Source organism: Pseudomonas sp. BN417 (assembly GCF_029871205.1).
In the GTDB taxonomy this organism is placed as follows: domain Bacteria; phylum Pseudomonadota; class Gammaproteobacteria; order Pseudomonadales; family Pseudomonadaceae; genus Metapseudomonas.
The window spans coordinates 112699-126098 of record NZ_SSOJ01000162.1; the positions used below are offsets into that span (position 1 = coordinate 112699).

Here is a 13400-nt window from a genome sequence, read left to right on the forward strand (position 1 = left end):
TAACGAAGGCTTTGCGTCAACCCCGAAAGCGACAAAAGGCGGCCTTGGCCGCCTTTTGGCAGGACTGCGGTTATCCACAGCCCGGCTTTTCCACAGCTCACTTCTTGATCTTCACCGGCCGCTTCCAGCCTTCGATATTGCGCTGCTTGCCGCGACCAACAGCCAGGCTGTTGGCCGGCACGTCCTGGGTGATGGTGGAGCCGGCGCCAGTAGTGGCGCCGTCGCCCAGGGTCACCGGTGCCACCAGGGAGCTGTTGGAGCCGATGAATACGTCCTCGCCCATGACGGTGCGGAACTTGTTGGCGCCGTCATAGTTGCAGGTGATAGTGCCGGCGCCGACGTTGGTGCGCGCACCGATCTCGGCATCGCCCAGGTAGGTCAGATGACCGGCCTTGGCGCCCTCGCCCAGCACGGCGTTCTTCAGTTCGACGAAGTTACCCACATGGGCCTTGGCCCCCAGCACGGCACCGGGACGCAGGCGGGCGAACGGACCGCAGTCGGCGCCCTCGCCCAGCTCGGCACCTTCCAGGTGGCTGCTGGCCTTGACCACGGCTCCACGGCGCAGGGTGCAGTCCTTGATCACGCAGTGCGGACCGATTTGCACGCCATCCTCGATTACCACGCGGCCTTCCAGGATCACGTTCACGTCGATCAGCACGTCGCGGCCCACGGTCACTTCGCCACGCAGGTCGAAGCGCGCCGGGTCCAGCAGGGTGACGCCCTGGGCCATCAGGCGGCGTGACGCGCGCTTCTGGTAGTGGCGCTCCAGTTCGGCCAGCTGGATGCGGTCGTTGGCGCCCTGCACTTCCATGGCGTCATGGGGCTGCTCGGTGGCCACCACCAGGCCGTCGGCCACGGCCATGGCGATCACGTCGGTGAGGTAGTACTCGCCCTGGGCGTTGTTGTTGGAGAGGCGGCCCAGCCAGTCCGCGAGGCGCTTGCCGGGCACCGCGAGGATGCCGGTATTGCCTTCGCAGATGGCGCGCTGCTCGGGGGTCGCATCCTTGTGTTCGACGATGGCCTTCACCACGCCGGCAGCATCGCGAACGATCCGGCCATAGCCGGTGGGGTCGATCAGGTCCACGGTGAGCAGGGCGAGCTGCTCATCCTTCACCTTTTCCAGCAGGCGCTGCAGGGTCTCGACTTCGATCAGCGGCACGTCGCCATAGAGGATCAGCACACGCTCGGCGGACAGCTGCGGCAGCGCCTGGGCGACGGCGTGGCCGGTGCCCAGCTGTTCGGCCTGCAGCACGAAACCGAGATCGTCCGCGGCGAGCCGCTCGCGCACCGTCTCGGCGCCATGGCCGATGACCACGTGGATGCTTTGGGGGTCGAGCTTGCGGGCAGTGTCGATGACGTGGCCAAGCATGGACTTGCCGGCCACCGGATGCAGGACCTTGGGCAGGGCCGAGCGCATGCGCGTGCCCTGGCCGGCGGCGAGGATGACGATATCGAGGGACATGGAGGGAATCACCAAATCAGGCTGTAGACGGAAACCGGAATGCCGGACAAGAAAAAGGGTAGCCAAGGCTACCCTTTAACTTGTCTGCAATGAAGCCTTGGGCCTTAGCCACCGAACTTCTTGCGGATCTGCTGGACGGTACGCAGCTGTGCCGCGGCCTCGGCCAGACGAGCGGAAGCGGTGGAGTAATCGAACTCCGCGCCTTTCTCGTGCAGGGCCTTCTCAGCAGCCTTGAGGGACTCCTGAGCAGCAGCTTCGTCCAGGTCGCTGGCACGCAGCACGGTGTCGGCAAGAACCTTCACCATGTTCGGCTGGACCTCGAGGAAACCGCCGGAGATGTAATACACCTCCTGCTCACCACCCTGCTTGACCAGGCGAATGGGGCCCGGCTTGAGGTCAGTGATCAGCGGGGCGTGGCCCGGCGCGATACCCAGGTCACCCAGGTTGCCGTGCGCAATCACCATCTCCACCAGACCAGAGAAGATCTCCGCTTCGGCGCTGACGATATCGCAATGGACAGTAATAGCCATACGCTTGCCTCACGTAAGCGCCCGTTGCCGGGCGCTCAGGGGGTTACAGTTTCTTCGCTTTCTCGATGGCTTCTTCGATGCCGCCGACCATGTAGAACGCCTGCTCGGGCAGGTGGTCGTAGTCGCCGTTGAGGATGCCTTTGAAGCCAGCGATGGTGTCTTTCAGCGACACGTACTTGCCCGGGGAGCCGGTGAAGACTTCCGCAACGAAGAACGGCTGGGACAGGAAGCGCTGGATCTTACGAGCACGGTTAACGAGCTGCTTGTCCGCTTCGGACAGTTCGTCCATGCCCAGGATCGCGATGATGTCCTTCAGTTCCTTGTAACGCTGCAGAACGTACTGGACGCCACGAGCGGTCTCGTAGTGGTCCTGACCGATCACCAGCGGGTCGAGCTGGCGGGAGGTCGAGTCCAGCGGGTCCACGGCAGGGTATATACCCAGCGAGGCGATGTCACGGGACAGTACGACGGTGGCGTCCAGGTGGGCGAAGGTGGTCGCCGGGGACGGGTCGGTCAGGTCGTCCGCGGGAACGTATACGGCCTGGATGGAGGTGATCGAACCGGTCTTGGTGGAGGTGATGCGCTCTTGCAGAACGCCCATTTCCTCGGCCAGGGTCGGCTGGTAACCCACAGCGGACGGCATACGACCCAGCAGCGCGGACACTTCGGTACCGGCCAGGGTGTAACGGTAGATGTTGTCGACGAACAGCAGAACGTCACGGCCTTCGTCACGGAACTTCTCGGCCATGGTCAGGCCGGTCAGTGCAACGCGCAGACGGTTGCCCGGCGGCTCGTTCATCTGGCCGTATACCAGGGCCACTTTGTCCAGAACGTTGGAATCCTTCATCTCGTGGTAGAAGTCGTTACCCTCACGAGTACGCTCACCCACGCCGGCGAACACGGAATAACCGCTGTGCTCGATGGCGATGTTACGGATCAGTTCCATCATGTTCACGGTCTTGCCCACACCGGCGCCACCGAACAGGCCTACCTTGCCGCCTTTGGCGAAGGGGCAGACCAGGTCGATTACCTTGATGCCGGTTTCCAGCAGCTCGTTACCACCCGCCTGCTCGGCGTAGGACGGAGCGTCGCGGTGGATGACCCAACGCTCTTCTTCGCCGATGGGGCCGGCTTCGTCGATGGGGTTGCCGAGCACGTCCATGATGCGGCCCAGGGTCGCTTTACCGACCGGGACAGCGATGGCAGCGCCAGTGTTGGAGACGTCCAGGCCACGCTTGAGGCCTTCGGTCGAACCCATTGCGATGGAACGAACCACGCCGTCGCCCAGCTGCTGCTGAACTTCCAGGGTGGTTTCGACGCCGCTGACTTTCAGCGCGTCGTATACGTTCGGCACCTGATCACGCGGGAATTCCACGTCGATAACGGCGCCGATGATTTGAACGATACGTCCGCTACTCATATCTGGTTCCTCTAAATATATGAACCGGTCTTAAACCGCGGCAGCGCCGCCGACGATTTCCGAAATCTCTTGAGTGATCGCTGCCTGACGCGCCTTGTTGTAGATCAGCTGGAGGTTGCTGATCAGATCACCGGCGTTGTCGGTGGCGTTCTTCATCGCGATCATCCGTGCCGCCTGCTCGCAGGCGTTGTTTTCAACCACGGCCTGATACACCTGGGATTCCACGTAACGCACCAGCAGCCCTTCGAGGAGCTCCTTGGCGTCGGGTTCGTAGAGGTAGTCCCAGTGATGCTTCAACTCTTGATCCGGGTCGGCCACCAGCGGAACCAGTTGGTCCACGGTCGGCTTCTGCGTCATGGTGTTGACGAACTTGTTGGAGACCACGAACAGGCGATCGATACGGCCTTCCAGGTATGCATCGAGCATGACCTTGACGCTGCCGATCAGGTCGTTGATCGAGGGTTCCTCGCCGATGTGGCTGATGGCTGCAACGACGTTGCCGCCGAAGTTGCGGAAGAAGGCCGCACCCTTGCCACCAATCACGCAGAGGTCGATCTCCACGCCTTGCTCGCGGTAAACCGCCATATCCTTGACCAGGGCCTTGAACAGGTTGGTGTTCAAGCCGCCGCACAGACCACGGTCGCTGCTCACCACGACGTAACCGACACGCTTGACTTCACGGTCGATCATGAACGGGTGGCGGTACTCCGGGTTCGCGTTGGCCAAATGACCGATCACCTGGCGGATGCGCTCCGCGTAGGGGCGGCTGGCAGCCATGCGCAGTTGAGCCCTGCGCATCTTGCTGACCGCCACCTTTTCCATGGCGCTGGTGATCTTTTGCGTGCTTTTGATGCTCGCAATCTTGCTGCGAATCTCTTTTGCGCCTGCCATGTAACACCTATCGGGTTAGCAGGCGGGGGGTCTTGCGACCCCCCGCTGCGGCTTACCAGGTTTGGGTGGCCTTGAACTTCTCGATACCAGCCTTGATGCCGGCGTCGATTTCGTCGTTGAAGTCACCCTTCTCGTTGATCTTCGCCAGCAGTGCGGCGTGATCACGATTGAAGTAAGCAATCAGGGCCTGCTCGAAGGCGCCGATCTTGGCCAGCTCGATGTCCTGCAGGAAGCCACGCTCGGCGGCATACAGGCTCAGCGACATATCGGCGATGGACATGGGCGCATACTGCTTCTGCTTCATCAGCTCGGTAACGCGCTGACCGTGCTCGAGCTGCTTGCGGGTAGCCTCGTCCAGGTCGGAAGCGAACTGCGCGAACGCAGCCAGTTCACGGTACTGGGCCAGAGCGGTACGAATACCACCGGACAGCTTCTTGATGATCTTGGTCTGGGCCGCGCCACCCACACGGGATACCGAGATACCGGCGTTGACCGCCGGACGGATACCGGAGTTGAACAGGGCGGATTCCAGGAAGATCTGACCGTCGGTGATGGAGATCACGTTGGTCGGAACGAACGCGGAAACGTCACCAGCCTGGGTTTCGATGATCGGCAGGGCGGTCAGGGAACCGGTCTTGCCTTTCACGGCGCCGTTGGTGAACTTCTCGACGTATTCCTCGGAAACGCGGGAAGCGCGCTCCAGCAGACGGCTGTGGAGATAGAACACGTCGCCCGGGTAGGCTTCGCGGCCCGGCGGGCGGCGCAGCAGCAGGGAGATCTGGCGGTAGGCTACGGCTTGCTTGGACAGGTCATCATAGATGATCAGTGCGTCTTCGCCGCGGTCGCGGAAGTATTCGCCCATGGTGCAGCCAGAGTACGGAGCGATGTACTGCAGCGCAGGGGACTCGGAAGCACTGGCGGCCACGATGATGGTGTTGGCCAGGGCGCCGTTTTCTTCCAGCTTGCGAACCACGTTGGCGATGGTCGATTGCTTCTGACCGATAGCCACGTAGACGCAGCGGATGCCGCTGTCTTTCTGGTTGATGATGGCGTCGACGGCCAGGGCGGTCTTGCCGATCTGACGGTCGCCGATGATCAGCTCGCGCTGGCCACGGCCGATCGGGATCATGGCGTCAACGGCCTTGTAACCGGTCTGTACCGGCTGGTCTACCGACTTACGCCAGATCACGCCCGGCGCTACCTTTTCCACCGCGTCGGTGGCAGTAGCGTTGATCGGACCTTTGCCGTCGATCGGGTTGCCCAGGGCGTCAACGACGCGGCCCAGCAGTTCCGGACCAACCGGTACTTCCAGGATGCGGCCGGTGCACTTGGCGCTCATGCCTTCGGCCAGACCCTGGTATTTGCCCAGGATCACGGCACCAACGGAGTCTTGCTCCAGGTTCAGCGCCATACCGTAGACGCCGCCCGGGAACTCGATCATTTCACCGTACATCACGTCGGCCAGGCCGTGGATGCGCACGATGCCGTCGGAGACGGAGACGATGGTGCCTTCGTTGCGGGCCTGGGAAGAGACGTCGAGTTTCTCGATACGTCCCTTGATGATTTCACTAATTTCGGAAGGATTGAGTTGCTGCATTGCTCTGCTGCCCCTTCAAACTCAAGATTTCAACGCTTCGGCCAGTTTCGCGAGCTTGCCGCGAACCGAGCCATCGATAACCAGGTCGCCGGCGCGGATCACGACACCGCCAATGAGGCTGGAGTCTTCCGCGGCGTGCAGACGCACTTCCCGGCTGAGCCGTGCGCTGAGAACCTTGGCGAGTTTGTCTTGCTGTTCATCGCTCAATGCGAAGGCACTGGTGACCTCCACGTCTACCGACTTCTCCCGCTCGGCCTTGTACAGCTCGAACAGTTCGGCGATTTCCGGCAGCAGCACGAGGCGGCCGTTCTCGGAAACAACGTGGATGAAGTTCTGTGCCTGGGCGTCGAACTTGTCGCCAACCACCTCGTTGAAGGTGTTGGCTTTCTCTGTGCTCGTCAAACGCGGGGCTTTGAGCACGCGCTGCATGGTGTCGTCCAGCGACACCGCAGCGGCCAGGCCTAGCATGGCCGACCAGGCGGCCAGCTGCTGATGGGCCTGGGCGTACTCGAAAGCAGCCTTGGCGTAAGGTCGGGCCAGCGTGGTCAGTTCTGCCATGATCGCCCTCGCTTAAATTTCGGCAGCCAGTTTGTTAACCAGCTCCGCGTGCGCGTTTTGATCGATAGTGGCACCCAGGATCTTCTCGGCACCGCCGACGGCCAGGCTACCCAGTTGGGCGCGCAGCGCGTCTTTGACGCTGTTCAGTTCCTGCTCGATCTCGGCCTGAGCCTGCGCCTTCAGGCGCTCGCCTTCGACACGTGCCTGATCGCGAGCTTCGTCGACGATCTGGGTAGCGCGCTTTTTGGCTTGCTCGATGATTTCTGCCGCCTGGCCTTTGGCTTCGCGCAGTTGCTGACCCACTTTTTCGTGGGCCAGCTCCAGGTCACGAGCTGCACGGCTGGCAGCGTCCAGGCCATCAGCGATCTTCTTCTGACGTTCACGCAGAGCAGTGATGACCGGAGGCCACACGAACTTCATGCAGAACAGTACGAAGATGAAGAAGGCAACGGACTGGCCGATCAGGGTTGCATTAATGTTCACGCCAACACCTCGCTCGTTCGTTGTCAGTTGAATCCTCGAAAATCGAGGATTACTGGGCTACCTGAGCAATGAACGGGTTAGCGAAGGTGAAGAACAGGGCGATACCAACGCCGATCATGGTTACGGCGTCGAGCAGACCGGCCACGATGAACATCTTGACTTGCAGCATCGGAACCATTTCCGGCTGACGCGCAGCGCCTTCCAGGAACTTGCCACCCAGCAGACCGAAGCCAATGGCGGTACCCAGGGCACCCAGGCCAATCAGCAGAGCTACGGCGATCGCGGTCAGACCTACTACAGTTTCCATTTTTCCTCCCGACTTTATGTCGTGTTGGTTAAGGGTTAAGTGAAGCGGTAAAGCGAAATCGTTTTGTTCCCACTGCCCTTGCGGGCTTTCCCGTGCCGTGGCACGGGACCATCTCGAACGTGCAGGCACCCTCATCCGCCCTTCGGGCACCTTCTCCCTGAAGGGAGAAGGTCATCAGGTGCGCTGCGCGTTCTTAGTGGTTGTCCTCATGCGCCATCGACAGGTAGACGATGCTCAGCATCATGAAGATGAAGGCCTGCAGGGTGATGATCAGGATGTGGAACACGGCCCACGCCCACTGCAGTGCGATACCCAGGCCGCTCAGAGCCAGGATGCCGGCGCCGAACATCACGGCGATCAGGATGAACACCAGTTCGCCGGCGTACATGTTGCCGAACAGACGCAGGGCCAGGGAGATAGGCTTGGCCACCAGGGTCACGAACTCGAGCAGGAAGTTCACCGGGATCAGGATGATCTGGACCAGGATATTCTTGCTGCCGAAGGGGTGCAGGGTCAGTTCGCCGAGGAAGCCGCCGATGCCCTTGACCTTGATGCTGTAGAAGATGATCAGGGCGAAGACCGACAGGGACATGCCCAGGGTGGCATTCGGGTCGGTGGTCGGCACGGCGCGGAAGGCCAGGTGTTCGTTGCCGGTGATAGTGGCGGCCAGGACCGGGATCCAGTCCACCGGCACCAGGTCGACGGCGTTCATCAGGAAGATCCAGACGAAGATGGTCAGGGCCAGCGGGGCGATCAGCGGGTTGCGACCGTGGAAGGTGTCCTTCACGCTGCCGTCGACGAAGTCGACCATCACTTCGACCAGGTTCTGCAGGCCGCCGGGCACGCCGGAGGTGGCCTTCTTGGCCGCCATGCGGAAGAGCAGCACGAACAGCAGGCCAAGACCGATGGACCAGCCCAGGGTGTCCACGTGGAAGGCCCAGAAGCCCATTTCCTTGGCTTGTTCGGCGCTGTGGGCGAAGCCCCATTCGCCAGTCGGCAGACGACCGAAGGTCAGGTTCTGCAGGTGATGCTGGATATAGCCCGAAGCGGTTTGCTCTGCCATGTTTGCCTCAAACGCCCTAAGGTTTCGAAAATCTTGTTTTCATCAGCAGGGGAGCGAACCAGCTGACCGACTGGGTCAGCATGAAGACGCCGAATACCGCCAGCGCATCCAGGGGTTTCACACCTGCGAACGTCAGTGCGAACAGCACTGCCGTCAGAATCAACTTGCCCATCTCGCCCGCGTAGAAAGAGCGGACTATCGCCTGGGCTGCTCGGGCTCCGCTGAAACGGAACGCCTTGCGGGCGAAATACACGTTCGGCAACCAGGCTATCAGCCCGCCGCACAAGCCAGAGTATCCAGCCACCGTGCCACGCCACTGCCATAAAACGACGGCGGCGAGCAGCAAGACGACCAGTTGGGTCAGCAGGACCGGGAAAACCGGATTTCGATGGAAGGGCAAGCGGTTTTGCGTGCGGATATCCATCGCAGCTGTTCCTCTGGTGTCGGCCGCTTGAATCAACGACTTGGCATACTTTGTGCCGACAAAATTGCGCGCAGAGTATAGGGTGGCAACCCACCCCGTTCAACTGCCGGGTAGTGAAATCCGACCGTCGCTACAGCGCCTTTTGTGTCAGCGAATGTGGGCCAGGACGCCCTGTAGTTCGTCGAGGGAGTTGTAGCGGATCACCAGCTGACCTTTGCCTTTCTGGCCATGCTTGATCTGCACCGGAGCGCCCAGCCGCTCTGCCAGGCGCTGTTCGAGGCGGCTGATATCCGGGTCGGATTTGACCGGTTCGACAACTTTCTCCTTGCTGCTCAGCCAGTGTCGGACCAGTGCTTCGGTCTGGCGCACGGTGAGCCCCCGTGCGACAACATGTCGCGCCCCTTCCACCTGCCGCTCGAGGGGCAGGCCGAGCAGGGCACGGGCGTGACCCATCTCCAGATCGCCATGGGACAGCAGGGTCTTGATCTCTTCCGGCAGGCCGATCAGGCGCAGCAGGTTGGTGATGGTGACCCGCGACTTGCCAACGGCTTCAGCCACCTGTTGCTGGGTGAGCTGGAATTCCTGCTGCAGGCGCTGGAGGGCGATGGCCTCCTCGATGGGATTGAGGTCCTCGCGCTGGATGTTCTCGATCAGCGCCATGGCGATGGCGGCTTCGTCGGGCACCTCGCGGACCATGGCCGGAATCTTTTCCAGCCCGGCCTGGTGGCTGGCACGCCAACGGCGTTCGCCGGCGATGATCTCGTAGCGGCCTCCGCCGATGGGACGCACCACGATGGGCTGCATCACGCCCTGGGCCTTGATCGACTGGGCCAGTTCCTCGAGGGCGGTGGGGTCCATGTCGCGGCGGGGCTGGTACTTGCCGCGCTGGATCAGGTCCAGGGGCAGGTGCTGGAGTTCGCGGGTGTCGACCTGGACGGCTTCTTCTTCAAGCGTGGCGACGGTACTGCCGGCCAGCAGGGCGTCCAAGCCACGGCCCAGACCTCGTTTCTTCGCGGCCATGCGGATTCCTTATGCGGTAGCGGTTTTGGCGTTCGCGCGCTGGCGGCGGACCAGTTCGCCTGCCAGCGCCAGATAGGCGACGGCGCCACGGGATTGCTTGTCGTAGACCAGGGCGGGCATGCCATAGCTGGGGGCTTCGGCCAGGCGCACGTTACGCGGGATCACGGCGTCGTAGAGCTTGTCGCCGAAGTGCGTCTTGAGCTGGGCCGAGACTTCGTTGGTCAGGCTGATGCGCGGGTCGTACATGGTGCGCAACAGGCCTTCGATCCTGAGGCTCGGATTCAGCAGCTGGCCGATGCGTTGGATGCTGTTGACCAGGTCCGACAGGCCTTCGAGTGCGTAGTACTCGCACTGCATGGGAATGATCACGCCGTCGGAAGCGACCAGGGCGTTGATCGTCAGCATCGACAGCGAAGGCGGGCAATCGATGAGGATGTAGTCGTAGTTCTCGCGGATCGGCGCGAGGGCCTCGCGCAAGCGATGCTCCTTGCTCGGCATGTCCAGCAACGCCACTTCCGCCGCGGTGAGATCGCGGTTGGCCGGCAGCAGCTGGTAGCCGCCATGCTCGGAGAATTGCATGGCGGTCGCCAGATCGCATTCACCGGTCAGCACGTCGTAGACGGAGTGTTCCAGGGCGAGCTTGTCGACACCGCTGCCCATGGTGGCGTTGCCCTGGGGATCGAGGTCGATCAGCAGCACGCGGCGCTTGGTGGCGACCAACGAGGCCGCCAGGTTGACACAGGTGGTGGTCTTGCCGACCCCGCCTTTCTGATTGGCGATTGCGAATACCTTGGCCATGGCTGCCCTTCCCCCTTATAGCGTGCGGCGCAGTATCAGCAGATGGCGCTGACCTTGGCAACCAGGAACCACCAGCTCATGCGCCGACTCGACATGGAAGTCCGCGGGCAGTGCCTGCAGCTCGTCGTTCGGGTGCAGGCCCTTCATGGCCAGCCAGCGCGTCTCGCCGTCACCCAGGTGGCGGGTCCAGTTGCTGAAATCCTCCAGCGAACTGAAGGCACGGGACACAATGCCGCTGAATGGCTTTTCCGGGGCGAAGGCTTCGACCCGGCTGTGGACAACCTCAAGATTGGCAAGTTTCAGTTCCAGCTTCACCTGGGTGAGGAAACGGGTCTTCTTGCCGTTGGAGTCGAGCAGTGTGAAGCGTCGCTCCGGGAACAGGATGGCCAGCGGAATGCCGGGCATGCCGCCGCCGCTGCCAACGTCCAGCCAGTCATCCCCAAGGGCGGCCACATGGGACACCACGCTAAGGCTGTCCAGCAGGTGGCGGGACACCATTTCGTCCGGGTCGCGCACCGCGGTCAGGTTGTAGGCCTTGTTCCATTTGATCAGCAGGGCGAGGTAGGCGAGCAGATGCTGCTGCTGCTCCGGCGCCAGTTCGACAGCGAGCTGTTGCGCGCCACGGGACAGTTCGTCGGCGTGGCGTTGGGTGACGAGGGACATCAGAGGGTCTGCTCCAGCTGACGGCTGGCGCCGCGCTTTTTCAAATGGATCAGCAGCAGGGAAATGGCCGCCGGGGTCACACCGGGGATACGCGAGGCCTGGCCCAAGGTTTCCGGACGGGACTGACCGAGCTTGTGCTGGATCTCCTTGGACAGGCCGGAGATGGTGGCGTAGTCCAGGTCGGCGGGCAGGCGGGTATCTTCGCTGGCGCGCAGCCGGACGATCTCGTCCTGCTGGCGGTCGATGTAGCCGGCGTACTTGGTCTTGATCTCGACCTGTTCGGCCACCTGCGGGTCCTCGGCACCGTTCCCGGTCACTTCCACCAGGCCGGCGTAGTCGATTTCCGGGCGGCTCAGCAGGTTGAGCAGGTTGTACTCATGGGCCAGGGGCGTGCCGAAGCGCTGGGCGATGGCATCGCCTTCCGGCGTGCCGGGGCGTACCCAGGTGGTCTTCAGGCGCTGTTCTTCGAGGGCGATGCCTTCGCGCTTGGCCTCGAAGGCGGCCCAGCGCTGGTCGTCCACCAAGCCCAGTTCGCGGCCTTTCTCGGTAAGGCGCAGGTCGGCGTTGTCCTCACGCAGGATCAGCCGGTATTCGGCGCGCGAAGTGAACATGCGGTAGGGCTCCTGGGTGCCCAGGGTGATCAGGTCGTCCACCAGCACGCCGATGTAAGCCTCGTCGCGGCGTGGGCACCAGGCTTCCTTGCCCTGGGCGCGCAGCGCTGCGTTGGCGCCGGCCAGGAGGCCCTGGGCACCGGCTTCTTCATAACCGGTGGTGCCATTGATCTGGCCGGCGAAGAACAGCCCGCCAATGACCTTGGTCTCGAGGCTGTACTTCAGGTCGCGCGGGTCGAAGTAGTCGTACTCGATGGCGTAGCCGGGACGAACGATATGGGCGTTCTCCATACCGCGAATCGAACGGACGATCTCCAGCTGCACATCGAAGGGCAGGGAGGTGGAAATACCGTTGGGGTACAGCTCGTGGGTGGTCAGACCCTCCGGCTCGAGGAAGACCTGGTGGCTGTCCTTGTCGGCGAAGCGATGGATCTTGTCCTCGATCGATGGGCAATAGCGCGGGCCGATGCCTTCGATCACACCGGAATACATCGGCGAGCGGTCGAGATTGCTGGCGATGATTTCGTGGGTACGTGCGTTGGTATGGGTGATCCAGCAACTCACCTGGCGCGGGTGCTGCTCCTTGGAGCCGAGGAACGACATCACCGGGATCGGGGTATCGCCGGGTTGTTCGGTCATCACCGAGAAATCCACGGAGCGGCCATCGATGCGCGGCGGAGTGCCGGTTTTCAGGCGGCCGACACGCAGGGGCAGCTCGCGCAGGCGCTGGGCCAGGGCGATGGAAGGCGGATCACCGGCGCGTCCGCCGGAATAGTTCTGCAGACCGATGTGGATAAGTCCGCCGAGGAAGGTACCGGTGGTGAGCACGACGGATTCCGCGTGGAAGCGCAGACCCATCTGGGTCACTACGCCCTTGACCTGGTCGTTCTCCACGATCAGGTCATCGCAGGCCTGCTGGAATATCCACAGGTTCGGCTGGTTCTCGAGGATTTCGCGAATCGCCGCCTTATAGAGAACGCGGTCGGCCTGGGCGCGGGTAGCGCGTACGGCCGGGCCCTTGCGGCTGTTGAGGACACGGAACTGGATGCCGCCAAGGTCGGTGGCGGTAGCCATGGCGCCGCCCAGGGCATCGATTTCCTTGACCAGGTGGCTCTTGCCGATACCGCCGATGGCCGGGTTGCAGCTCATCTGCCCGAGGGTTTCGACGTTGTGGGTCAACAGCAAGGTCTTCACGCCCATGCGTGCGGCCGCAAGCGCGGCCTCAGTGCCGGCATGGCCGCCGCCGATCACGATCACGTCAAAACGGGAAGGGAAGTCCACCACGCACCTCGTGCCTGTCCAGGCATGGGAAATAGAGAAAGCCGCACAGTATAGGGGAAATTTCCTTTCCGCATGAAGCCGTCTGGCCAAAAAGTAGCCAACCCTCAGGTCAGCCCGTTCCAAGAAAAGTTATCCAGAATGGGAAAGGACCTGTGGGTAAAGAAAATAAGAGAGAAGAATTTCTTAAAAAGCTTGTTCTTATGTTTATACATTGGGGACCGGGGTTTCTGTGGATAAGCTAACGCAGCCCAGTAATCACAGGGAGTCCAGCGAATGATAAACCTGTGGCGTT

At 62.1% G+C, this 13400-nt stretch carries 14 protein-coding genes; all 14 read right to left on the bottom strand.

Going from position 1 to position 13400, the window contains the following annotated elements; all coding sequences use genetic code 11:
- Positions 1-97: 97 nt before the first annotated feature.
- Positions 98-1462: a bifunctional UDP-N-acetylglucosamine diphosphorylase/glucosamine-1-phosphate N-acetyltransferase GlmU gene (glmU, locus tag E8F11_RS27395; protein WP_280292061.1), complete on the bottom strand. Its 1365-nt coding sequence runs from the start codon at positions 1460-1462 to the stop codon at positions 98-100.
- Between the two features lie 104 nt (positions 1463-1566).
- On the bottom strand, positions 1567-1992 hold the full coding sequence (locus E8F11_RS27400) for a F0F1 ATP synthase subunit epsilon (protein WP_280292062.1): 426 nt from the start codon (positions 1990-1992) through the stop codon (positions 1567-1569).
- A gap of 43 nt (positions 1993-2035) precedes the next feature.
- Complete coding sequence (gene atpD / locus E8F11_RS27405; protein ID WP_280292063.1) at positions 2036-3412, bottom strand: F0F1 ATP synthase subunit beta; 1377 nt, start codon at positions 3410-3412, stop codon at positions 2036-2038.
- Between the two features lie 30 nt (positions 3413-3442).
- On the bottom strand, positions 3443-4303 hold the full coding sequence (atpG, locus tag E8F11_RS27410; protein ID WP_280292064.1) for a F0F1 ATP synthase subunit gamma: 861 nt from the start codon (positions 4301-4303) through the stop codon (positions 3443-3445).
- 52 nt (positions 4304-4355) lie between these two features.
- The gene (gene atpA, locus E8F11_RS27415) at positions 4356-5900 is read right to left on the bottom strand and encodes a F0F1 ATP synthase subunit alpha (RefSeq protein WP_280292065.1); all 1545 of its coding nucleotides are present in this window, start codon (positions 5898-5900) and stop codon (positions 4356-4358) included.
- 21 nt (positions 5901-5921) lie between these two features.
- Positions 5922-6458 (bottom strand): F0F1 ATP synthase subunit delta, encoded by a 537-nt coding sequence (locus E8F11_RS27420; protein WP_280292066.1) that lies wholly within the window; start codon positions 6456-6458, stop codon positions 5922-5924.
- Positions 6459-6470: 12 nt separating this feature from the next.
- Complete coding sequence (locus tag E8F11_RS27425; protein ID WP_280292067.1) at positions 6471-6941, bottom strand: F0F1 ATP synthase subunit B; 471 nt, start codon at positions 6939-6941, stop codon at positions 6471-6473.
- 49 nt (positions 6942-6990) lie between these two features.
- Positions 6991-7248, bottom strand: coding sequence for a F0F1 ATP synthase subunit C (gene atpE, locus E8F11_RS27430; protein ID WP_003457994.1), 258 nt, complete (start codon positions 7246-7248; stop codon positions 6991-6993).
- Between the two features lie 193 nt (positions 7249-7441).
- On the bottom strand, positions 7442-8311 hold the full coding sequence (gene atpB / locus E8F11_RS27435) for a F0F1 ATP synthase subunit A (RefSeq protein ID WP_280292068.1): 870 nt from the start codon (positions 8309-8311) through the stop codon (positions 7442-7444).
- Positions 8312-8327: 16 nt separating this feature from the next.
- Complete coding sequence (locus tag E8F11_RS27440) at positions 8328-8735, bottom strand: F0F1 ATP synthase subunit I (RefSeq protein ID WP_280292069.1); 408 nt, start codon at positions 8733-8735, stop codon at positions 8328-8330.
- Between the two features lie 147 nt (positions 8736-8882).
- Positions 8883-9755, bottom strand: coding sequence for a ParB/RepB/Spo0J family partition protein (locus E8F11_RS27445; protein WP_280292070.1), 873 nt, complete (start codon positions 9753-9755; stop codon positions 8883-8885).
- A 9-nt stretch (positions 9756-9764) separates the two neighbouring features.
- On the bottom strand, positions 9765-10553 hold the full coding sequence (locus E8F11_RS27450) for a ParA family protein (RefSeq protein WP_280292071.1): 789 nt from the start codon (positions 10551-10553) through the stop codon (positions 9765-9767).
- Between the two features lie 15 nt (positions 10554-10568).
- The gene (gene rsmG, locus E8F11_RS27455; protein WP_280292072.1) at positions 10569-11216 is read right to left on the bottom strand and encodes a 16S rRNA (guanine(527)-N(7))-methyltransferase RsmG; all 648 of its coding nucleotides are present in this window, start codon (positions 11214-11216) and stop codon (positions 10569-10571) included.
- Positions 11216-13108 (bottom strand): tRNA uridine-5-carboxymethylaminomethyl(34) synthesis enzyme MnmG, encoded by a 1893-nt coding sequence (mnmG, locus tag E8F11_RS27460; RefSeq protein WP_280292073.1) that lies wholly within the window; start codon positions 13106-13108, stop codon positions 11216-11218. The genes rsmG and mnmG overlap by 1 nt, the downstream gene beginning before the upstream one ends.
- Positions 13109-13400: the final 292 nt, after the last annotated feature.

Coding starts and splice junctions, on each gene's coding strand:
- E8F11_RS27450 (WP_280292071.1), bottom strand. CDS start 10,553: ATGGCCAAGGTATTCGCAATCGCCAATCAGAAAGGCGGGGTCGGCAAG.
- atpA (WP_280292065.1), bottom strand. CDS start 5,900: ATGCAGCAACTCAATCCTTCCGAAATTAGTGAAATCATCAAGGGACGT.
- E8F11_RS27440 (WP_280292069.1), bottom strand. CDS start 8,735: ATGGATATCCGCACGCAAAACCGCTTGCCCTTCCATCGAAATCCGGTT.
- atpB (WP_280292068.1), bottom strand. CDS start 8,311: ATGGCAGAGCAAACCGCTTCGGGCTATATCCAGCATCACCTGCAGAAC.
- atpE (WP_003457994.1), bottom strand. CDS start 7,248: ATGGAAACTGTAGTAGGTCTGACCGCGATCGCCGTAGCTCTGCTGATT.
- glmU (WP_280292061.1), bottom strand. CDS start 1,462: ATGTCCCTCGATATCGTCATCCTCGCCGCCGGCCAGGGCACGCGCATG.
- atpG (WP_280292064.1), bottom strand. CDS start 4,303: ATGGCAGGCGCAAAAGAGATTCGCAGCAAGATTGCGAGCATCAAAAGC.
- rsmG (WP_280292072.1), bottom strand. CDS start 11,216: ATGTCCCTCGTCACCCAACGCCACGCCGACGAACTGTCCCGTGGCGCG.
- E8F11_RS27445 (WP_280292070.1), bottom strand. CDS start 9,755: ATGGCCGCGAAGAAACGAGGTCTGGGCCGTGGCTTGGACGCCCTGCTG.
- atpD (WP_280292063.1), bottom strand. CDS start 3,412: ATGAGTAGCGGACGTATCGTTCAAATCATCGGCGCCGTTATCGACGTG.
- E8F11_RS27400 (WP_280292062.1), bottom strand. CDS start 1,992: ATGGCTATTACTGTCCATTGCGATATCGTCAGCGCCGAAGCGGAGATC.
- E8F11_RS27420 (WP_280292066.1), bottom strand. CDS start 6,458: ATGGCAGAACTGACCACGCTGGCCCGACCTTACGCCAAGGCTGCTTTC.